Below are 22,373 nucleotides of genomic sequence, written 5' to 3'. Positions count from 1 at the left end.
GAATTGTGAAACGAATAGAAAGGGTGGCATTATGCATAATTCAGCTAAAAAAATAGCAGAAAACGCCTCCTACCAGGCCTTTATGAATTGTTATATTCGAGAGGTAGGAGATGTGAACTGGGTAAAGAAAAATGATTTGGTTAAGCTGTTTAAACTACCCTACATATTGAATGGTGAGGACGTTTTGGAACTGGTGCTTCCTTTACAACATAAAAGATTGATTATTGAAGTCAACTATCGCTCATTAGTAGGAAAACATAAACTAGGGAGAGTCTACAGAAGTCATGATAAGGAATTAGAATGGATAGAAGAAGAGCCCTTAAATTGTATGATTACATGCATTCAAGAGTTGAACCTTCAAGCAAGAAACAATGAATGCAAAGAGATGACATCCCACTATGATGAACTTATTTTAAGACTGATTGATAGCTATCATACCATTTGTACATATTTAGAAAAATCAACATCGAAATATAATCATAATAAAGTAGAAGAATACAGTTTTTTAGAATCGGAGCAGTCGCTTATATTCGGGCATTGGTTACATCCTACCCCGAAAAGTAGACAAGGCATGGCCACTTGGCAACATGATTTGTATGCGCCGGAACTAAAAGGCTCTTTCCAGCTACATTATTTTGAAGTGGATAAATCTATTTTGAAAGAACGGTTCTTTTCTGGAGAGGATTCCTCAATTGTTAACAATGAAATTCTGGAGATTACCAGGGAGGGGAAATACCTGTTCCCAATGCATCCTTTACAAGCCCAATGGCTCCTTCAACAGGACTATGTACAGAAATCATTTGAGGCTAGTCTAATCAAATATGTAGGGCCGATGGGGAAAACTTTTAGTGCCACCTCTTCCATTAGGACGGTTTATAACAAAGAGGATAAATGGATGTACAAGTTCTCCATCCCTGTAAAAGTAACAAATTCTATGAGAGTAAACAAAGTGCATGAATTGGAAGCTGGAGTTGTGATGGCGGAATTGTTCGATAAGATAGACTTTTTACCAAAACACAATTCTTTTCGAGTATTACACGATCCTATTTCCTTTTCTCTTAACCTACCAGGAAGAAATGAAAATGGTTTTGAAGTCATTATGCGTTCGAATCCGTTTCAAGAAGGTAATGACAGGGGTGTACATTCCATTGCAGCGTTGGTTCAAGACCCTCTTCCTGGTGAAGAATCATTCATAGAAAAATTGATACAAAATATTTCCCGAACTTATCGTATAAGTCTAGAAGAAGCAAGTTTACAATGGTTCCAAAAATATTGGCATTGTTCGGTAGAGCCTATGATTGAATTATATGATGAATACGGTTTGGCATTAGAGGCACATCAACAAAATAGTTTGGTAGATATATCAAACAGTTTTCCAAGTCATTATTATTTTAGGGATAATCAGGGTTATTATCTATCCAATTCAAAGAGATCTATGCTTGAAAAAATGGTTGTCAACTTGAAGAATGCACCTGAATTATTCTATGAAGAAGAAATCATACAACACCGTTTTACCTATTATCTTTTTATTAACCATATATTCTCCATTATTTACAGAATGGGAGAGGATGGCTTGATTGCTGAGGATAAGTTAGTCCATTGGATGATAAAAGAGTTGCAAAAGCTTGGAAAAAGATTATCTGGGGAAGGAAAAAGATTTGTTCATTTTATTCTTAACAGCAAGGTACTTCCATGCAAAGCAAACCTTTTAACTCGTTTTCATGATGTAGATGAACTTTTGACTGAATTGGAACAGGCAGTCTATACTTCCATACCAAATCCATTTCACCTAATGCTATCCATGGAGAAAAAGGAGAAACATTATGCAACAGCGAGTAGCGTCTAAAGCGGAAAAAAGGGTAATCAAACAGTTGTCGGAGGCGATTGTTTTTGAAAAGTTGCTCCCTTATGAGATAAAACAGGAAAGTTTAAAAACTGTTATCACTATATTCGGTGCTAATTTCAAGATTCGATCAGAAGCGAAACGCTCTTCTTTTGGAAGAATCCGACTACAAGATAACACGATTACCATTACAGACCTACAAGGGCATGAAAAACCAGAACCAATAAGGGATATCGTATACCAATTAGTAAACCATGAAAAAATGCAAGATAGTTTGTTAGAAGAGTTGAACCAAACTATCTTGCTTAGTGAGTGGAATGAGAAAAACCTTAAGCTTCCAAATAGGAGAGGCCTGTCTTACGAAGAAATGGAATCAGTGATTATGGAAGGTCATCCGTACCACCCTTGCTTTAAGGCGCGGACTGGTTTTAGCCTATCCGATCATGAAATGTATGGACCAGAAGCGCGACAATCCTTCCAGTTGTGGTGGGTTGCCGTAAAAAGAGACTATGTAAATGCCTCCCTTCCACATGTAGAAGAGGCATTCTTACAAGATGAATTAGGCGTAAAAACCTATTCGTTACTCCTTGAGCGTCTGAATATGAAGGGAGGTACAACCAAGGATTACTCCCTGTTTCCTGTTCATCCTTGGCAATGGAAGAACAAGATTCAACACGAGCTAAAGTGTCTCAGTCCGGACAGTATGATCCCACTTGGATATGCCGGAGACTTTTTCCGGGCTACCCAATCTGTTAGAACATTGTGGAATGAAACCCATCCCAAAAAGGCACATATAAAATTACCATTAAACATGGTGAACACTTCGTCTTTAAGACTGATAGAACCACACTCTGTATGTACAGCTCCCGCTCTATCAAACTGGTTGGAGAAATTGATAAAGTCTGATAGCTATCTAACGGAGAGCCTTAACATTCTGCCAGAATATGCAGGAATAGTGGGAATGGAGGATAACCCGAATCTATCCGGTCACCTAGCAGCTATTTGGAGGAAAAGTCCAAGTAGTTTCGTCAAGGAGGAGGAAAGGGCCATTCCCATGAATGCCATGTCCTTAATAGAACAAGATGGTGAACCATTTATAAAACCTTGGCTTGAGCGTCATGGAATCAAAGAATGGGTAACACAGTTCATTAAAGTTACGGTTGTCCCTGTATGGCATTTGCTTGTATCAGAAGGAGTGGCTCTTGAAGCCCATGCGCAAAATATGATACTTGTTCACGAAGATGGTTGGCCTAAAAAAATAATTTTAAGAGATTTCCATGAAAGCTTGGAATATGTAGAAGATTTTCTGAAACAGCCCAGTTTAGCTCCAAATTTTAAAAAGTTACATCCATGCTACCTAAATGCAGGGGACGATGAATTCTATTGGATGTCCTCTATAGAGGGTTTAAGGGAATTGATCATGGATACTTTATTTGTATTTCATTTGAGTGAAGTTTCTTTCTTGCTAAGTGAACATATGAATTTTACAGAAAAAGCTTTCTGGGAAGTAGTTCGAGAAACCATTCATAGCCATTTACTTCTTCACCCTTCATTACATGAAAGAAACAAACTTTTAAAAGCAGAAAAGGAATGTATTTTTACTGAGTCTCTTTTTACAAGAAAAGTTGGAATGGATAAAAGAGAGTATCGTCATTCCGTTATCAACAGCTTATTTAAGGAAGGGAAGTTATATTAATGTTTTTCATAAACGATCAGTTCTATTCTAAGGGTGATTTGCACCAGCAATTTGAACGTTTTGACCAAATGAACGTACTTCGTGATTGCAGGAAGAAGCGAATTGCCGTTTGCACAAATAATGTATTTGATGCATTGGCTCTCACTCTATATATAAAAGAAAATGGCGGGTCAGTTGTACCTATCCATGCTGCCACCCCAAGAGATGCAGCAATTCGTGTTGCTCATAAAAGCTCCAGTCATATTTTATTATTCGAAAATTTTAATTCTCCCATTTTAATGATAAATGACAGAGTAGAAAAACAAGGTGTGCTGGTACAAATGAGCTCTGGCACAACGGGTGAACCAAAATGTTTGGAACGCTCTTGGGAGGACATTCAAGAAGAAATAGATAGCTATAATAAAAGTTTGCCTGTTGATAAAGGAACCGTACCGATCATTGCATGCCCGATTTCCCATTCATATGGACTTATAAGCGGGGTGCTTACTGCTTTAGATCGAGAAACAAATCCTATCATTCTTCATAATCTCAATCCAAAATATGTGTTAAAAAAATTAATGGAGACACCAAACCATCTCTTGTATGCTTCGCCAGCATTTATAGATACGTTAACAAAGCTTTCACCACAAGACTTCTCCTTTCACAATGTTATGACATCAGGGATGTTGATGTCTGCAAAATGTCTGGAGGATCTAAAAAGCAAAACGAATAGAGTTTTGCAGCAGTATGGGTGTTCAGAAGCTGGTTGTATTGCGATTAACCCTGATGTCCAAGAACCTCATGAAATGGGATTTCCACTAGGACATTTTACTCTCAAAGCAGGACAAGATAAGAATGACCCTAAAGAAGTGATAGTACACGGAAAACGAAAAGTTATCCATACAAATGACATAGGATATATCAACGATTCAGGTTCCCTATGCCTTCTTGGTAGAAGAGATGACATGATTAACGTAGCAGGTCTCAATGTGTATCCTCACGAGGTAGAAGAGGTACTACTGAAGGCACCTCACATCCAAGAGGTGGTTGCCTATAAAAAACCAGACGCATTTGCAGGGGAGAGAGTATGTGTTCAATTTGTTGCTTCGTCATTTATGGAAGAGGCTAGGTTAAGGGATTGGTGCGTAAAGCAACTTGCCCCCCATCAAGTTCCGGTTGAATATACACAGGTTGAGAAAATTCCGACCCTCCCAAATGGAAAGATTAGTAGAAAGCTAGTAGGAGAGATGATGGGATGCTAAATCGAGAAGAGCTTTATCAGGCTGTGTACGATATATTGAAACATAAATTAGAAATACCAACATGGAAGTCTTTCGAAGAGAACGCAAGATTGAATGAAGATTTGTATATGGATTCCATTATGATTCTACAACTTATTTTACATTTAGAGTTGGATTTGGGTCTAAATATCCCGGATGACATGTTTGTGCCAAAGGACTTCCATACTGTTGAAACATTATTGAACTTTTTGGAGGAGTTGTCCAAGAACTCTTATGAAAAGGAGAGACACGTATGATTAAAGTTCATTGCTTCGTAAGTTGTGTATGTGAAGTAATTAAAAAAACAGATGGCGTGGACCATCGCCCTTTTTATTTTGGTGTATGGGATGCGGATTTCGACGTTTCACCAGACGGCATTTTAAGCTACCATTCCGAAAATATCAATCACGATTTTTTTAAAACTTGGTATGAGATGCTATATGGTATAAAGATTCATCGTTGGTATGACGAGAAAAAGTCAAAACTTACAAATGTCATGACTTTGCTTGAATTAATGAAAAATAAACCAAGTTACCGGTCCATTATGGTAATGCTTGACTTATCCATGCTTCCTGAACGTGAAAACAAGTTTCATCAAAGCCCATTCCCTCACTATGTCATGTTAGAGGAAACAGATGATCCAAAGGAATGGTTTATGTTTGATCCCGATTTCAGGTGGGAAGGGAGATTACCAAAACAAAAGATTCTAGATGCGATTATGGTTCCAGATGTAAGAGGCGGGTACTACTTTGACGCAAAACAGATAAATCCAACTAATGCGGAAACCATTGAAGCTTATTTCCAGACATGTATGAAACATGATGAAAATCCCATGTCAGAGGCTATTCGTAAAATAGTAGAATTATTTTCTAGAGGTACCGAAAAGCATAGGCGGTCTGAACTTTCAGATGCTTTAAAGCAGATACCTGTGTTGGCAATCAGAAAATATGCCTATGAACACGCCTTTGCCTTCTTTTGGGAGGCTGATGGTTACTCAGAGGAATGGTTTGAAGCATGGTGCGATGAAATTGAAAAACTTGTTAAAGGGTTTACGGCCATACAATATCGGGCGATGAAATATGCAATGACAGCCGATGATACTGTATTAAAAGAAATTCATGAAAAAATAAATGAACAAGAGAAACTTGAATATTTTATCAAAAAAGGTCTAAATGAATGCTTTGAAGCCTGGGTGTCAAATAAACACACGGAAGTACTAGCTTGAAGGAGGAAATGTATATGAATTTATCATTATGTACCATCTCATTTCGACATCACCTCCATTCTATTAAAGAAATAGCAGAATGGGCACAAATGAATCATTTCCAAGGTATAGAATTATGGGGCATCCATGCGAAGCATTTGAAAGAGAATCCACAGTATAACAGTGATTGGTTGGCATCGTACAACCTATATACAAGTATGATAAGCGACTATCTGCCTCTTCATTTATCACATAGTGAACTTCTCCACGCAACGATGGAACTAAGTGAGCTTGGCCATCGTTGGGGAACGAATAAATTAAGAACGTTTGCCGGGCAGCGTGCAAGTGCCTCATTGAATAATCAAGAGCGTAAATTGATGGTTGAGAAGCTCAAAATGATTTGTCAAGAGCTAGAAAGAGAGAATCAATTTCTACTATTAGAAACGCATCCGAATACCCTGACCGACACAGTGCCTTCCACTTTACAGCTGTTGGAGGAAGTGGATCATCCTGCTTTAAAAATTAACTTTGATGTATTACATATATGGGAATCAGGAGCGGAACCAATAGATGCTCTAGTAAAACTAAAACCATTTATCAAGCATTTTCATTTTAAAAATATTTCATCTAGAAACAAACTAGATGTATTTAGCCCACATAATGTATATGCCGCCGCAGGCTCAAGGGAAGGAATGACACCACTATTTAAAGGAATCCTTAATTATGAGGAATTTGTAAAATCTGCAGTCTCCTTGACAGAGGTCGAAGCTTCGCTTGAATGGTTTGGTGGCAATGTAAAAGAGGTACTAGAGAACGATGCAAAAAGAATCATGCATGTAACAAAAGAGGTTAATAGATTGTATGTGAGTTAAACATTTTATTTACTCTGCATTTACACTTGATACCGTCATGTAAATAATTTTAGCCCTTATGTCCCTTTCGCAATTATAGAGGTCTATAAAAGCATTCCTACCAATCGTAAATTAGTAGAAAATACCCTTATTTTTGTAAAATAGCTTTAATAGGATCTTCATTCCTCCTTTACCTTTACTTGTTATCCTGAGCATGTAGTAAAAATGGTGAGGGAGGAAAAGTCATGTACAAAAAAGTCGCAAGTGTTGCTGTCGCAGCAGGGTTGTTATTTTCAGGGGTTCAAGTAAGTGTCGGTATGGATAAAGCAGAAGCAAAAAAAGAACCTGTACACATTGAGCAAAAACAGGGTAAAGTCAAGAATGTCATTTATATGATTCCAGATGGATATAATGCCGGTTATGCAACAAATTACCGTTGGTATAAAGGCGAGGAATCTTCTTTTGATCAACATGTAAAAGGACTGATCAAAACGCATTCAGCAGACACGGAAGTAACAGATTCTGCAGCAGCAGGTACCGCAATGGCAACTGGAGTAAAGACAAATAATGGCATGGTTGGCGTGACTCCTGATGGAGAAGAAGTAGATTCCATTTTAGATGCAGCAGAAGCATCCAAGAAATCTACCGGACTAGTTGCTACATCTACTATTACACATGCAACTCCCGCAGTATTTGGAGCTAGTGTCGCTTCTCGTTCCGATGAATCATCTATTGCCCCACAATATTTTGATAACGGCGTAGATGTCATTCTTGGAGGGGGAAGAGACTATTTTCTAAGTAAAGAAAATGGAGGAAAGCAGCCTGAGAGCGATTTGATTGAGCAAGCAAAAAAGAATGGCTATCAATATGCTTCTAATAAGGAAGAGTTAGAAAATGCAGAAGGAGATAAGTTGCTAGGTTTGTTTGCGGCCGATGCCATGTCTCCTGAGATGCACCGTGACGAAACGGATGAACCAAGCCTGGCTGAAATGACCAATACAGCAATTGATACATTGAGCAAAAATAAACAAGGCTTCTTTTTAATGGTAGAAGGCTCTCAAATTGATTGGGCAGGACATGCACACGACTCAGCATGGGCCATGACAGATTCCGAAGCTTTTGACAAAGCTGTGGAAGCGGCTTTAGAATTTGCTGAAAAAGATGGAAATACATTAGTCGTTGTAGCCGGGGACCATGAAACAGGTGGTATGTCCGTTGGTGCAAACGGTGAATATGATTTAAAGATTGATGTGCTAGATAACGTAACAGCAACAGGTGACAAAATGGCAAGCGAACTTAACAACGACAAAAACAATATTAAAAAAGTGGTTAAAAAATATACTTCCTTGGAATTAACAGAAGATGAAGTAGAGAGAATCAAAAAGGCTGAAAAGCCTGCCATTGCAATAAATGAAGTAGTAAGTGACCGCGCTCTTATCGGGTGGACAACTACGGCACATACAGGAACAGATCTACCTGTCTATGCCTATGGACCACAATCATATAAATTTAGCGGTTTATTGGATAACACAGATCTTCCAAAATTAATGGCAGAAGCAATGAAAATTAAGTTTAATAGATAACGATATTATCCCCTTCTTTTACTAAAGAGGGGTTTTTCTTTGGGGAAATTGAGCCTTTCTCAAAAATCCTGTACACTTATAGAGATAAAAGACTTAATAAATGAAAAGGTGTAAATCAATGAAAAATATCGTAATTATCGGCGCTGGGATCCTTGGGGCCTCTGCCGCTTATCATTTAGCTAAAGCTGGTAAGAATGTAACGGTTATCGACCGTTTTGATAAAGGACAGGCAACAGATGCGGCGGCTGGGATTATCTGTCCTTGGATATCGCAGCGCCGAAATAAAGCTTGGTATAACATGGTCAAAAACGGCGCCAAGTACTATCCAACTTTAATTGATCAATTAGAGGCAGATGGAGAAACCGAAACCGGCTACAATCGTGTAGGGGCCATTAGCTTACATAAAGATAAAGAAAAGCTCGAGAAAATGGCGGAGAGAGCGATTAAAAGAAGAGATGAAGCTCCTGAAATCGGCGAGGTGACTATTTTAAGCCCTGAGAAAACAAAAGAACTTTTCCCAGTATTGTCAGATGATTACGGTTCTGTCCACGTTTCCGGAGGAGCAAAGGTGAATGGTCGTGCCCTTCGCAACGCTCTTAAAAATGCTGCCAAAAAACATGGGGCCCAGTTTCTTGAAGGCGATGCAGGCCTTGAAGTCAAAGATAACCAAGTGACAAGTGTAACACTAGGGGAAGAGAGAGTGGAAGCGGACTTGTTTATTGTGACGGGTGGAGCTTGGGCACAGGAAATCTTTCTAGGGTTGGGACTGAAATTTGAAGTTGTCCCCCAAAAGGCACAAATTGTTCACTTGGAGATTGATACGAAAAAAACGAAAGATTGGCCTGTCGTCATGCCTCCAAATAATCAGTACATCCTAAGCTTTGATGATGGTAGGATTGTAGTAGGGGCTACACATGAGGATGATGCCGGATTTGATGCAAGGGTCACTGCAGGTGGCATGAATGAAATTTTAAGTAAGGCATTGGAAATTGCACCAAGTTTATCGGAAGGGACCATATTAGAGACTAGGGTCGGATTCCGTCCATTTACACCAGGTTTCCTCCCGATCATCGGCAAGCTACCAAATCATGATAATGTATTAATTGCGAATGGACTTGGCGCATCAGGGTTAACAAGCGGACCATTTTTAGGAGCTGAATTGGCTAGGCTCGCTATGCGAGAACAAACGGTTCTTGATATCAGTAACTATGATGTAGCCGGCGCCATAAGACCTCTTGGATAAAAACTGTTATAGCTATTATCAGGCCGTTGTGTTACCATGTAGCTCTACTGAAAAAGAGGACGTGACTTTCTATGATAAAAATTACCATACCAAATCCTAGTGTATCCATTACGGAACGCCAGCAGATTCGTACAAATGACGAACCTATTATTACACCGATAAATGGCTTTATTGATTTTCATAAAATTCCACGGGACCAAGGCGGAATATATATGTTCTTTAATATCAATGAAGATTTATTATTTGTTGGTAAAGCTAGAAAGCTTCGCCAACGAATTAAAAAGCATTTTGAGGACAATGTATCCCCAATCAAAAACCACCGTGATGAAGTGTATCGCATAGATGTGTGTATCGTTGAAGACCCAATGGAAAGAGAAATATATGAAACGTACATCGCTAACACACTTCAAGCTAAGTATAATGTTGAAAAGGTTTTTTATAAATAAAAATCCGAATTAACAAAAGCCGCTTTCTCAAAAGGAGAGCGGCTTTTCCTATTTCCTAAATCAACACATTTTCATAATTTATTTCTCGAATTTTGCTAGATTAATGGTAAAATAGTCGATATGACAACATTTGGAATAGTTTTAGGGAGGAATAGACATGAACAATAACCTTAATAAACCAAAAGGATTCGGAGAAATTCTTGATCAGACGTTTAAAATCAGTAAATACAAGTTTAAAGATTTCTTCATTATCTTATTACTGTTAGTTGGACCAATCTACATTTTGCAAGCAATCATTGAATTGGCTACTGGAAAAAGTTTTTTCAGACAAGAAGGCGGCGGTGGAGCTTGGTATGAAGAGATGATGAGAAATATGGAATTAACGGAAGAAGCATCTTTATCTAGTAACCTTGCAGCGGACATTGGAACACTTTTTGTATCCCTATTGGTCTTGTTTACATATCCTGTCGCTCAAGCTGCGATTTTATTTGGTGTAAATCATATTAAACATAATCGAGAGTTTACCGCTAGTACGATAGTCAAACAGGCGTTTGGGCGCTTTTTCCCGTTGATTGGTTCTTCTCTGTTATACGTTATCATAGCTTTTAGTATCCTATTTGGGTTTATACTCTTAGGCGTACTTATTCCCATTATATTTTTCTCTATAGATATAATAGCAGGGGTTATCGTCACTATCGTGTTAACGATCAGTTTGTTCCTTATCGGTGCCTTTCTTCTTACAAGATGGAGTTTCTTCTTCGGCTCAGTAGTATTGGACAAAAACTCTCCTGGGTTAACAAGAAGTTGGAGACTTTCCAAAGGTAGAACATTTAAATTGATAGGACTGTATATCATTTTCTTTTTAATTACAACGTCCATAGGTGTAGCCATTGAAATGTCTGTTTCTGCGTTTCTTGGAAACAGTGTTCTTCTTGGATTAATAGTCGGTTTTTCCACTCTTTTTACTACCCTCATTATGGCAGTCGGATACGCTGTTATGTATTTGGACTTGAAGGTTCGTCATGATGCTGATGATTTGAGAGACCTGATTGATGATTACCATATTAGATAAACCCGATTCCTTAGACAAGGGCAGGTGATAAATCGTGCTTACAGAACCAGAAGCAAGAGAACAACTAGAGGAAATCCTGGACCAACAAGAATATCAAGTATACTATGCTGATACAAGAAACACCTTGCAAATTTGGTGGGATGAATTTAAAGCATGGCTGGCAGATTTACTTTCCCGACTCTTCCCATCCATGGAAAATACAAGCGGAACAGCTGGTAACATAATGATTCTTGTCATCATCCTAGTAATCGTAATATTAGGTGCTTTCGTAATCACATACCTTGCAAAAAATAACCCTTTTGGACGGAACAAGAAAAACAAGCCTTTTCAATCTGGTGTGGAGTTAGAATGGTCATTTCAGCAACATGTGAATGAGGCGAAAAAATTTGAAGAAGTGGGAGATTTTTCTCTTGCTACAAGGCATCTTTTTCTTGGCTTACTTCTGAACTTCCATGAACGGCAATGGCTGGAAGCGAAAATTTGGAAAACGAATTGGGAGTATTATGATGAGTTAAGAAGAGAACAAAAAGAGCTGGCACAGTTTTTCTTCGATTTTGCTTTATTGTTCGATCGTGCCACATATGGTAAGCAAAAAATAGAAAAAGACGATTATCTATCCTTTAGAGATATTGCACTAAAGTGGTTAAATGATGCACAGCAAGAAATATAGAAGGAAGGAGGGTGGGACTTGAAAGTAAATACTGCTAAGAAAAAAGGGTGGATATTGTTTGGAGTTCTTGTCGTTCTTTTTACCATCTGCTCCTTCTTCGTTCTATCGCAAAAGCCACAGGAATTCTCACCTTACGATTCAAAGTCTCCTTCACCAAACGGGTTAAAAGCTTTCTATACCTACTTGGATAACGAATTGGAAATGGTTAGAAGGTGGGAACAGCCCCCTACCTTACTTCCTGAATTACAAGGTAGGCAAGTATTGTTGATGGTAGAACCATATTTTACTCCTGATTCAAAAGAGATGTCAGTATATATTGACTTTATGGAACAAGGCAACACCATCATTTTATTAAAAAATAATCCAAAAGGTTTTTTTGATATTCGAACGTCATTTGTGGAATCCATGTTTCCGGAGCAAAGCATTAAAGATTACAGTCAAACCAACCTTGTAGGGGACATTTATTCTCCTGTGAGGTTAGAGCCGGGAGAGGAAGATGAAGTACTTCTTTCCGATCAGCTCGGGGATATAGCCGTTCAGCGGAAGTATGGAAATGGGACACTTATCGTAGCACTGGCGCCTAATTGGCTAACAAATCAAGATATATTAAAAAAGGATCACCTTCCACTTGTTCTTGGCTTAATACAGCAAGATGGGTTAAACAATGAAACAGCGATTCTTTTTGATGAATACAACCACGGAGATACCGGGTCCTCTTTCTTGGCTGTTTACCAGGACTGGTTTTTATTGTTACTCTTCCAGGGAGTATTAATCGCGATCCTATTGCTTTGGAAACAAGGAAAAAGATTTGGTCCTATCATACAGCCCCGTCGGGAAACAGTCCGATTTAGTGATGAAAGTCTTCGAGCTTTAGCCGCTTGGCACTTGAAAGGAAATGCCTATCGGGATTCTCTGACTATACAGGCGGAATACCTTAAGCACTTGCTGCAAGAAAGATGGGGCATTCCATACAACAGAGATTGGAAAGATTGTGCAGTCTACCTGCACAAAAGATGGAAAACAAAGGAAAACGGCAAAATAGACTTATTTATTCATCAATTAACACAAGTATTAGGTAAAGAGAAAATTACTAAACAAGAATATCTAGAATGGTCAAATAAGCTTGATACTTTAAGGAAAGAGGTGGAAGAGGGATGAAAGTAGAATTAACATCTCTTCTAGAAAAATACGAGGAAAGAATACTAGGTCAACACTTGAATTTGAAACTCTTACTTTCTTCCGTTCTAGCAGGCGGGCACGTTTTATTGGAGGGAGTGCCCGGCACGGGAAAAACCCAAATGGTAAGAACTCTTGCCAGCCTATTAGGAGGTAAATTCAATCGCATTCAGTTTACTCCTGATTTACTGCCAAGTGATATAACAGGAAGTTCCATTTATAATATGAAAGAAGGCGCATTTGAAACCTTAAAGGGACCAATTTTCACTAACATTCTACTTGCAGATGAAATAAATCGTACCCCTGCAAAAACACAAGCGGCACTCCTTGAGGCAATGGAAGAGAAACAAGTTACCATTCATGGGGAAACGTTTCCTTTAGAGGATGTATTTTTTGTTGTTGCCACTCAGAACCCAATAGAATTCGAAGGAACATACCCGCTTCCAGAAGCACAGCAAGATCGCTTTCTTTTCAAGTTACATATTGATTTTCCAAGCCTTGAAGAAGAAACGGCAGTGCTAAAACAAGTAATGGAAAACAAATTTACTCACACTGATGTTGAGCCTGTGTTAGACATGGAAACATTCCTAAGCATTCGAGAAGAAATTCAAAAAGTTACCTTAAGTGAAAGCATTCTGAATTACCTGATGCAAATTGTCCGTAAAACACGCGAATCAGATTCCATCCGATTCGGGGCGAGCACGCGTGCTGGGATCTCTATTGGAAAAGCTGCACAGGCCTGGGCTTACTTGAGCAACCGTAATTATGTAACCCCTGATGATATTAAAATGGTGACCAAACCTGCTCTTCGACACCGGATTCAATTATCTCCTCATATGGAATTGGAGGGAACGACTGTTGAACAAATCATTGAAGAACTTGTGGGGTCGATTCCTGTTCCGAGATAAAGGGATTTTACCAACTACTAGACTAGTACTATTACTATCTTTCATTTCTTTGAGTTTTATTGTATTGAGCTTTTTTGTAACCATTTCTTGGCCGGTTGTCTTACTGATAAATGTGTTCTTTTTTCTTTTCAGCTTGGTGGACCTTGTACTTACCCCAAGTAAAAAAAGACTCAGAATGACGAGAAGTATTCCCGGGGATTTGGAACGGGGGTTAGAATATCCTGTCCATATTGTCGTGGAAAACCCAACAGAACATGACATGAAAGCGGAAATAAAAGATGGAATACCACAGTCCTTTTCTCGACCTTTCCCTTTTACCGGAATAGTGGAGAAAAACTCTAGAAAGCAATTCACCTACTATACTACCGCACCTGTAAGAGGTGAGTATCAGGTCTTAAAGCTATATTTACGATATCAAAGTCGTATAGGCCTCTGGCAAAAGCAAATGGCATTTGATGAGAAAGATACGATAAAAGTAATTCCTGATATGACGGAAACGAAACAGTACTTAGAGAACGCCCAAAAATTTCTGCTTCATGAAGGAGTTACCATTCGAAAGCAGAAGAGTGGTGTTGGGGAGTTTTCTAAAATACGTTCTTACGTGGTCGGGGATGATCCAAGAAAGATAAATTGGCGTCAAACGGCCAAATTACAGGAAGTCATGACAAATGAGTATGAACCAGAGCACGGTAAATACATTACGATACTCATTGATTGTGGAAGAATGATGGGGGCAGAACTTAAAAAGGGGAACCGTCTGGAGAGGTCATTAGAAGCAGCATTGACTGTTGCTGCAGCCGCTTTGCAAAAAGGGGATTATGTTGCGGTACTTGCTTTTTCTAAAAGTGTAAAAGCATATATCCCGCCCGCAAAAGGAATGGCTCATTTACAAACAATCTTGAAAACCATTTATAACGTTCAAGTTGATGCTGCAGAATCAAACTACGCGGAAGTATTTCAATACTTACAGCTTGTACAAAAGAAGCGAAGCCTTATCCTTTTATTCAGTGATGTTAAAACATTTTTGCATGAGGAAAGCGCCCTAGTCTACCTTAAGCGAGTAAGGCAAAGACATCTCTTTTTCATGATCGGGGTAGAAGACGAGATATTGCGGAAAAGAGCAGCAAACCCCGTTACTTCCTTAGAAGAAACGATGATCAAAGGGGTCGCGCAGCAACAACTGTTAACAAAGAAACGAGAAAAGGCAAAATGGGAAAAACAAGGCCTCCTGATGATAGAGGCCCGTGAGGAACGGCTTGCAACAACCGCTGTATCCCATTATATCGATACCATGAACAGAGGATTATTGTAACTGGACTTTACGAAGTTTAAGACTGCCTAAAGCAACATAAAGTAGTAAGGCAATAACGGTCAAACCGGCAACCAGATACTTAGCTTCCAGCGATATATCGGCAGGGGTGATGAATCCTTCAATTATCCCTGCTATAATAAACAACGGAATCGTTCCAAGTAATAATTGCACAGATCGTTTGGCATTGACCTTCAACTGATAGCCCCTAGAATATTCACCCGGTACAAAAAGCTTGTACCCCATTAATAATCCAGCGCCGCCGGCTATGAAAATCGCTGTCAGTTCAATCATCCCGTGTGGAACAATATAAGCCCAGAACTCATATGTCATATCGTAGTGCCAAAACAATGCAGCAATCGCTCCTACAATAATTCCATTGTAAATCAATACATAGACAGTCAACAGTCCAAAGGTAATTCCGCCGGCGAAGGCAAGTATGGCAACCTGAATATTATTGGTCAATATACTCGCAGACATTACAGGGGCATCCACCATTCCGTCACTTTCACCTAATTTTTCCGGATCAAAGTTTTGTGCCATGTCCCCCGGAAGAACGGAGTACAAATAAAGGGGATCAGACAGGACGGCAAAATAACTTCCAAGTCCGCCTATCGTAAAGAGCAGCATAGCCACCACGACAAACTTCCATTGTTCATAAAGGAGTCCAATAAACTTGTGACCGAAAAAATCGCTCGCTTGCTTCCAACTTGTAATTTGATCTTTGTATAAGAGATTATGAGATTTTGAAACTAGAGCATTTAAGTAGGAGGTAACTTCTTCATCTGGAAAATAAGTCTGGCTATAAGAAAGGTGCTGCGCGGCCTTTTGGTAGAGACTGTGGAACCGCTCGAGGTTCTTCCCAGTAATATTCTTTCGTTTATGTAAATCGGATACTAGTTTTTCTAGCTCCTTCCACTGATCACGATGCTGCTTTATAAATTGTTTGACTTTCATTTTCTTCACCTCGTGTCTCATTTTCGTCTATCTACTTTATTATAGTAATATTATAGATAAATAGAAACACCTTAAAGTAAAATTTATCCATAGAAAGTGGGGATCATCTTGCAGACAGAACAAGTGGACATAAAGACTCCCGAATATGTATCGTTGCAGTTTCATGCTGCAGGTTTAGGCAGCCGTGCAGCAGCCTTTATTCTCGATACGCTATTGTTGGTTATTATTAATATTCTAGTTGTCATAGCGCTAATCTTCGGATTGAATGCAAGCTTATTTGATTATGTTGAAACAGACATGCCCTCTTATATGTTTGCTGGAGTCATCATATTGATGTTTTTGTTGAATTGGAGCTATTACTTCTTGCTTGAATATTTTACAGGAGGTAGAACAGTTGGCAAGAAGATGCTTGGAATTCGTGTCATTCAAGAAAATGGCCACAGCATCACCTTGCTTTCCAGCTTAATCCGCAACTTTCTGCGAATCATTGATATGTTACCTGCGAACTATCTAGTTGGGATGTTGATGATTTTCTTCCATTCCAAACATAAACGATTAGGCGACCTTGTAGCAGGTACCATTGTTGTCCATGAAAGGAGAGGGAAGAAGAAAAAGAAACTTTCCAAGCTAGACAAACTTATTGCAGAAAAAGGTCTCAAAGCGGAAGGTGGTCTGGTAGAAGAATGGGCTTTGAAATCCCTTGGTGCTAAAGAGTGGAAGCTTTTGAAGACATACGCTGAGCGCCTGGATTCTTTATCAACGGATGACCGCATCGTTTTAACCCGTAAGATGGCAGACATTTTGTTTCCGAAAATCGGTCTTGATGCTTCCAGTAAACATTACGATGAGCTGGAGGATATGTTACTGGTGCTTTATTTGCAGATGAAGGACGAGTGGGAGTATGAGTTGTAGTTTGACTCGGGCCGATTGCCTTTGGATCGACCGGCGAAATGACGCTTTGACGCTTTAACGGTTTGACGCTTTAACTTTTAGGGCGAATCAGCAGGAGGGGGACGAGTGTCCAGATTTTACCTATTATTAGGATTCGCCCGATTGTATGCGATTTTCGCCCGTAAAGTTGTATTATCGCCCGTAAATCTTAAAAATCGCCCGATTCCTCTGCATTTTCGCCCGTATTTTCTGAAAATCGCCCGTAAATTGAAATTATCGCCCGATTTCAAAAACCCGCTCATTTTCAAGAGACATTCGCAAGTGCAAGTAGTATAATTTACTAACAAATTAGCTTAGGAGGTTACAAATGATAGTAAAAGATAGAGATTTTCCTGTTAATCTATTATTTTTACAGGCTATAGAGAGGCGCCTCGAAGAAAATCATCCTTCAATGCCGCGAGTAAAAGAATTGATGGCCAAACAAATAAAAGGCTATAAAGGTGAAACTGCGATTGACTATCCCTTAAGCATCCTTCCTGATCAAGACTACCAAATTCTCCATTCCGTCAGTATACAATACCAGAATCAAAACTTTCATATCGACACCTTACTCCTAACCAATAACTTCATAGCCCTATTGGAAGTGAAGAATATGGGTGGGACCATTCATTTTGACAGGAAATTTAATCAGCTGACCCAGACCTATATGGGCAATGTGAAATATTATCAGTGTCCCATCATACAGGTCAGTAATCAAGAGAGGCTCCTGAAGCAGTGGTTGGAACAGTTCAACTTTCCCACAATTCCACTTACTTCTTTCGTAGTTATCTCTAATCCGTCATGCATGATTCAAGTCGATCCTGGAGATAAATCCACAAACCAGAAGGTCATTCACGGTCATTTTCTTCCGACAAAAATGGAACAACAACAAGCAATCTCCAATAAACAGATTCTTTCCGCTAAAGAAATTCAAAAACTAACCCGCATCATTATTAAACATCATAAAGGTAAAGCCACCCTCACTTTAAAACAGCTAAACATAAACCCAATAGAACTTTTACTAGGTGCGCAATGTTCAACCTGCCTGGCTTTCCCGATGAAAAGGACTCATTCTTATTGGTATTGTCTTAAGTGTAATCATAAATCAAAAAACGCGCATATCCCAGCTTTAAAAGATTATTGTTTGTTATTTAGTGAGACCATCTCCAATAAAGAGGCTAGAGAATACTTACGCATACCATCCACTAATGTGATGAAAAGGATCCTAACTTCCATGGAACTTCAAACGATTGGAAACACCAGATCTATAAATTACATCCTGTATCCACTCATTAATTTGACATCTCCATCCAACCACGATATAATTATCTCGAATTCAAGATAATTAAAATAAGAACATATAACCAAAGGGGAGATCCTTATGATAAACGGATTAAAAGGGATTCATCACGTAACAGCGATAACCAGCAGCGCGGAAAAGAACTATGAATTTTTCACATATGTACTCGGTATGAGGCTTGTTAAGAAAACGGTTAATCAGGACGACATCCAAACGTATCACCTGTTTTTTGCGGATGATACGGGGAGTCCTGGTACAGATATGACATTCTTTGATTTCCCAGGCATTCCAAAAGGCAGTCACGGAACAAATGAAATTTTCCAGACCGGCTTCCGAGTGCCGTCTGACAAGGCATTAACATATTGGGCAGATCGTTTTGACCGCTTAAACGTAAAGCATGACGGCATCAAGGATCAGTTTGGGACAAAGACACTTTCATTTGTAGATTTTGATGACCAACAGTACCAACTAGTTTCTGACGAAAATAACACAGGAGTGGAACCGGGCACGCCATGGCAGAAGGGGCCGATCCCTCTGGAATATGCAATCACAGGATTAGGACCTCTCCACATTCGTGTAGCAAATTTTGATTTCTTTAAAGAAGTTCTGGAAAAAGTTCTGCTATTTAAAGAAATTGCTCAAGACGGAAAAACACATTTATTTGAGGTAGGAGAAGGAGGCAACGGGGCCCGCCTAGTTGTAGAACATAATGATACACTTCCTCAAGCCCAACAAGGATTCGGGACCGTGCATCATGCTGCGTTCCGCGTAGAGGACCGCTCAGTTATCGATGAGTGGGATGCAAGATTGAAAGGGTTTGGTTTTAACACATCAGGACATGTGGACCGTTACTTCTTTGAATCCTTGTACGCACGCGTTGCCCCGCAGATCCTGTTTGAGTTTGCAACGGATGGTCCTGGTTTTATGGGGGATGAGCCATATGAAACACTAGGAGAGAAACTTTCTTTGCCTCCGTTCCTTGAACCAAAACGCGACCAAATTGAAAAGCTTGTCAGACCTATTGATACTGTAAGAAGTACAGTAGACTTTAAAAAAGAGTAACCACTTTTTACAGCCTATTTCTTTAATGAGGAAATAGGCTTCTTTATTTCTTTCGAAAATAAACCAACCCATACAACGTACATTCCCACCCAAAATGAATAGGATAATTTAATGAAATCTAAAAGGAGATGAAAGAATGTATTATCCTCCAAATAATTATCCATATCCTTATACTGTGAATCCATATGCTTACAACTATATGAGAAACAGTTACTGGCCATATCCAAACACGAATAATACTTATTACTTGCAAAACAACTTAAGAGCAATCGAATTAAAGGACTATGGACCAAATCCATTTGCAGAAGATATTAATGAAGCCACTTTGCAAAACAATAATTTCCGCACTGCATTATGGACGGGGTCACAGTTTCAGATTACGTTAATGAGCTTAAACCCTGGTGAAGATATTGGATTAGAAATGCATCCAGATGTTGATCAGTTCCTGCGTTTGGAACAAGGGCAGGGAATCATTCAAATGGGGAAAAATAAAAATGAATTTACGTTTGAGAAAATGGTTTCAGACGACTATGCGATCGTGATTCCTGCCGGTACTTGGCATAACTTGACCAACACTGGAAATGTTCCACTGAAACTTTACTCTATTTACGCGCCGCCAAATCATCCTTTTGGTACGGTTCATCCTACAAAAGCAGATGCGGAAGCTGCTGAAGAATATATGTAACGTGAAAGCAGCACCTAAAATGTAGGTGCTGTTTTCCATGCAAATCTGAACATCATCTGAAGGGCTGAATATTATCAGTCATTCAAATCATCCAAGCGGCGGGCTACTCTTTTGATCACTCTCTTGGCCAGTTGAATTCGTCTTTCCAAGTAATCTTCGCCCTCTTCGATCAGGTTTTCACCTAATCTTGTGACATAACGGTAATAACGCAACATGTTGTCACCCCCTTTGTTTCTATCTTATGAGAGATGATAGAATCGGACAGGGTATATACCTTCTTTCTATTATTTTTTTCGAATCTATTAATCCCGAAATTAATCTGCTAGTAAGAACCGAAGAATACTATTTTTAATAATACGCCGTAAATGATCGCAAAAAGAAAGGAAGTTAGTGTCCCCAGTAAAAAATACTCCGCCCAATCGCGGTCATCCATCTGTTTGAATCGTGTAAGGGACTTGGCTGCGACAATAAATCCAACTGCAGAAAAAGAACCCATCAATATTAAAGCCACCACCAATAGACGTTCCAGATAGCCGATTACTTTTCCTCTTGAAAGGTCTTGGTGTTTCATCACCATATATGTATATTCTTCTGACATGTTTTTTTCACTATTGGGACTGATGGCAAGATCTTTTAAAGTGTATTTGCCTTCAAAAAGGGAAATATGTTTAGTGAGGGAACCAAGCATAATTCTTATTAGGTGGCCTGTCACAGTTGTACATAGTATCAACATAATTATTAGAAATAAGAGACCTTCCAACAAACCAAGCTCTGGTCGTATGCCTTCTTTTAAGTTAAGTAGTAATAAAATAGTATCAATCATAGCCTGTAAATCTACCTGTAAAGTAAAATAGCATACTGCCAATATAGTAATCATATGCAATAGTTGATCTACGATAAATAGTCCAAGATTCCAGGCGTTTTTCTGTATTAATTTATCTGTTTTTTTCTGTAAGGTAATCTTCAGATAGTCTAAGACGCCGTGGACCACGACTAAGAGAATGGTTGGGCCCAACACCTCTATAAAAAAATCGTTTCCTTGATAGAAATAAATGAGGAGGAGAGTAATAAACATGACAGCCGCATGATGAAATAAATGGAGCTTTAAGAACTTCCGTTTTTCCTTCACCATGTGCTCTGTCTGAAAATAAAAATCGGCAATTAAATGGCCTAAGATAAGGGAAAGAATTATCATTTCAAACGCTCCTTGCTATATATATTCATATAGAAATGATCGCATCGATATTTTTATGAAGCTCATTTTTAATGGTTTGGGTTAACTCTTTCGTAATATTATGCGGTTGGTTTCCAAAGCTGTTTGCTTCTAACTTGTCCAAGGTTTCTTGGAGTGTGTATAAGGTATTTAATATTATCTCACAATTCCCTTTCTTATAGTGACTCGAGATCGTAGAAGGCGACTTATTTACTAGCCTTGCTATGGCTTTTTGCTCATCAAGGACGGCATACAACCTGGATATTAATTGTTGCAAGGACGTTTGTTCACTCATGAATTTATGCTGATAGGATAGGAGCAAATTGGCCATTTCTAAAGACGAGTTTTCCATAGATTCCTCACCTGGGAGCAACAACATGGATGAACGCTGGGAAGAGTGCTTTATTTTTTCATTAGCGAGCCTTGCCTGACGCATTAACGGATGATTCCATTTATCTAAATCAATTTGCTGTAAGCTGGTATCAACTGTTCCAAAAGTAATTCCGAAGTATGGAGGCTGTTCTTTGTATTTCCAAATTTGGCTAATATAATATGCCACTGTATATGCGGTAGAGTAATGATCAAAAAGCCCGACAATTTCATCTCCCAGTCGGTGTTTAACTTGTGCGTGGGGCAGGCCTCTCGTCCATCTTTTCACAAAGCCTTCCATTTCTCCTAAATAAGACGTTATTTCATCCCAATTCTTTGATGAGTTTGTCACATCCATCATAAAAATGGAAATTGGGTGCTTCATCTTTTCTCACTCCTTCCAAAAAGAATACCACATTAGTTTAATCCAATTCGACTAAATAATCAACTTACATAGATTTCGATAGATTAATCGAATTATAGATAAGTAGATGAAAAAGTCAAACTTTTAGAGAAATATAGAATACAAGCAGAAAGGTTTACAAGAGGATGCAAAGAAGTTATCATGTGAACAACAAATAATCCCGATAAAAACAA

Annotated in this window: 22 protein-coding genes; 18 read left to right on the top strand and 4 right to left on the bottom strand. The window is 38.9% G+C overall.

The features are described 5' to 3' along the window. Nucleotides 1–82: 82 nt before the first annotated feature. From B4U37_RS11110 to B4U37_RS11045, 14 genes are all read left to right on the top strand, one after another. Nucleotides 83–1,846 (top strand): IucA/IucC family protein, encoded by a 1,764-nt coding sequence (locus tag B4U37_RS11110; RefSeq protein WP_245839952.1) that lies wholly within the window; start codon nt 83–85, stop codon nt 1,844–1,846. Next, on the top strand, nt 1,824–3,539 hold the full coding sequence (locus B4U37_RS11105; protein ID WP_088018268.1) for an IucA/IucC family protein: 1,716 nt from the start codon (nt 1,824–1,826) through the stop codon (nt 3,537–3,539). The genes B4U37_RS11110 and B4U37_RS11105 overlap by 23 nt, the downstream gene beginning before the upstream one ends. After that, the gene (locus B4U37_RS11100) at nt 3,539–4,780 is read left to right on the top strand and encodes an AMP-binding protein (RefSeq protein ID WP_088018267.1); all 1,242 of its coding nucleotides are present in this window, start codon (nt 3,539–3,541) and stop codon (nt 4,778–4,780) included. Before B4U37_RS11105 ends, B4U37_RS11100 begins: the two co-directional genes overlap by 1 nt. Next, complete coding sequence (asbD, locus tag B4U37_RS11095) at nt 4,774–5,055, top strand: petrobactin biosynthesis protein AsbD (RefSeq protein ID WP_088018266.1); 282 nt, start codon at nt 4,774–4,776, stop codon at nt 5,053–5,055. The genes B4U37_RS11100 and asbD overlap by 7 nt, the downstream gene beginning before the upstream one ends. Further along, entirely contained in the window at nt 5,052–6,023 is a 972-nt protein-coding gene (locus B4U37_RS11090; protein WP_088018265.1) for a DUF6005 family protein, read from the top strand. The genes asbD and B4U37_RS11090 overlap by 4 nt, the downstream gene beginning before the upstream one ends. Nucleotides 6,024–6,037: 14 nt before the next feature. Beyond that, complete coding sequence (locus B4U37_RS11085) at nt 6,038–6,874, top strand: sugar phosphate isomerase/epimerase family protein (RefSeq protein WP_088018264.1); 837 nt, start codon at nt 6,038–6,040, stop codon at nt 6,872–6,874. 224 nt (nt 6,875–7,098) lie between these two features. Continuing rightward, the gene (locus B4U37_RS11080; RefSeq protein ID WP_088018263.1) at nt 7,099–8,436 is read left to right on the top strand and encodes an alkaline phosphatase; all 1,338 of its coding nucleotides are present in this window, start codon (nt 7,099–7,101) and stop codon (nt 8,434–8,436) included. 118 nt (nt 8,437–8,554) lie between these two features. Then, the gene (locus B4U37_RS11075; RefSeq protein WP_088018262.1) at nt 8,555–9,679 is read left to right on the top strand and encodes an NAD(P)/FAD-dependent oxidoreductase; all 1,125 of its coding nucleotides are present in this window, start codon (nt 8,555–8,557) and stop codon (nt 9,677–9,679) included. Nucleotides 9,680–9,750: 71 nt separating this feature from the next. Continuing rightward, nucleotides 9,751–10,125 carry a nucleotide excision repair endonuclease gene (locus B4U37_RS11070; RefSeq protein ID WP_010199589.1) on the top strand — a complete coding sequence of 125 codons (375 nt, stop codon included), beginning with the start codon at nt 9,751–9,753 and terminating at the stop codon, nt 10,123–10,125. 157 nt (nt 10,126–10,282) lie between these two features. After that, nucleotides 10,283–11,197 (top strand): hypothetical protein, encoded by a 915-nt coding sequence (locus B4U37_RS11065; protein WP_088018261.1) that lies wholly within the window; start codon nt 10,283–10,285, stop codon nt 11,195–11,197. Between the two features lie 34 nt (nt 11,198–11,231). Further along, nucleotides 11,232–11,867 carry a DUF4129 domain-containing protein gene (locus B4U37_RS11060; protein ID WP_088018260.1) on the top strand — a complete coding sequence of 212 codons (636 nt, stop codon included), beginning with the start codon at nt 11,232–11,234 and terminating at the stop codon, nt 11,865–11,867. Between the two features lie 18 nt (nt 11,868–11,885). Then, nucleotides 11,886–13,025: a DUF4350 domain-containing protein gene (locus tag B4U37_RS11055; protein ID WP_088018259.1), complete on the top strand. Its 1,140-nt coding sequence runs from the start codon at nt 11,886–11,888 to the stop codon at nt 13,023–13,025. Next, complete coding sequence (locus B4U37_RS11050; RefSeq protein ID WP_088018258.1) at nt 13,022–13,951, top strand: AAA family ATPase; 930 nt, start codon at nt 13,022–13,024, stop codon at nt 13,949–13,951. The genes B4U37_RS11055 and B4U37_RS11050 overlap by 4 nt, the downstream gene beginning before the upstream one ends. Further along, nucleotides 13,902–15,263 carry a DUF58 domain-containing protein gene (locus B4U37_RS11045; protein ID WP_088018257.1) on the top strand — a complete coding sequence of 454 codons (1,362 nt, stop codon included), beginning with the start codon at nt 13,902–13,904 and terminating at the stop codon, nt 15,261–15,263. Before B4U37_RS11050 ends, B4U37_RS11045 begins: the two co-directional genes overlap by 50 nt. On the opposite strand, the gene B4U37_RS11040 is transcribed toward B4U37_RS11045, so the two are convergent. Beyond that, nucleotides 15,255–16,217: a stage II sporulation protein M gene (locus B4U37_RS11040; protein WP_088018256.1), complete on the bottom strand. Its 963-nt coding sequence runs from the start codon at nt 16,215–16,217 to the stop codon at nt 15,255–15,257. The two genes, B4U37_RS11045 and B4U37_RS11040, sit on opposite strands and share 9 nt — an antisense overlap. Before the next feature lie 108 nt (nt 16,218–16,325). Between B4U37_RS11040 and B4U37_RS11035 the strand changes: the two genes are divergently transcribed. From B4U37_RS11035 to B4U37_RS11020, 4 genes are all read left to right on the top strand, one after another. Beyond that, on the top strand, nt 16,326–17,129 hold the full coding sequence (locus tag B4U37_RS11035) for an RDD family protein (RefSeq protein ID WP_088018255.1): 804 nt from the start codon (nt 16,326–16,328) through the stop codon (nt 17,127–17,129). Nucleotides 17,130–17,475: 346 nt separating this feature from the next. Further along, nucleotides 17,476–18,492, top strand: a complete 1,017-nt coding sequence (locus B4U37_RS11030; RefSeq protein WP_088018254.1) for a nuclease-related domain-containing protein — start codon at nt 17,476–17,478, stop codon at nt 18,490–18,492. A gap of 39 nt (nt 18,493–18,531) precedes the next feature. Continuing rightward, nucleotides 18,532–19,509: a ring-cleaving dioxygenase gene (locus B4U37_RS11025; protein WP_088020261.1), complete on the top strand. Its 978-nt coding sequence runs from the start codon at nt 18,532–18,534 to the stop codon at nt 19,507–19,509. Nucleotides 19,510–19,645: 136 nt separating this feature from the next. Further along, the gene (locus B4U37_RS11020) at nt 19,646–20,194 is read left to right on the top strand and encodes a cupin domain-containing protein (protein WP_088018253.1); all 549 of its coding nucleotides are present in this window, start codon (nt 19,646–19,648) and stop codon (nt 20,192–20,194) included. 74 nt (nt 20,195–20,268) lie between these two features. Here B4U37_RS11020 and B4U37_RS21965 read toward each other — a convergent pair whose 3' ends face one another. From B4U37_RS21965 to B4U37_RS11010, 3 genes are all read right to left on the bottom strand, one after another. After that, entirely contained in the window at nt 20,269–20,409 is a 141-nt protein-coding gene (locus tag B4U37_RS21965) for a hypothetical protein (RefSeq protein WP_010199616.1), read from the bottom strand. Between the two features lie 107 nt (nt 20,410–20,516). Next, nucleotides 20,517–21,389, bottom strand: coding sequence for a DUF3307 domain-containing protein (locus B4U37_RS11015; protein ID WP_088018252.1), 873 nt, complete (start codon nt 21,387–21,389; stop codon nt 20,517–20,519). 25 nt (nt 21,390–21,414) lie between these two features. Next, nucleotides 21,415–22,161 (bottom strand): helix-turn-helix domain-containing protein, encoded by a 747-nt coding sequence (locus B4U37_RS11010; protein WP_088018251.1) that lies wholly within the window; start codon nt 22,159–22,161, stop codon nt 21,415–21,417. Nucleotides 22,162–22,373: the final 212 nt, after the last annotated feature.

It is taken from the genome of Sutcliffiella horikoshii (assembly GCF_002157855.1).
In the GTDB taxonomy this organism is placed as follows: Bacteria; Bacillota; Bacilli; order Bacillales; family Bacillaceae_I; genus Sutcliffiella_A; species Sutcliffiella_A horikoshii_C.
This window is presented reverse-complemented; position numbering and strand designations above follow the sequence as displayed.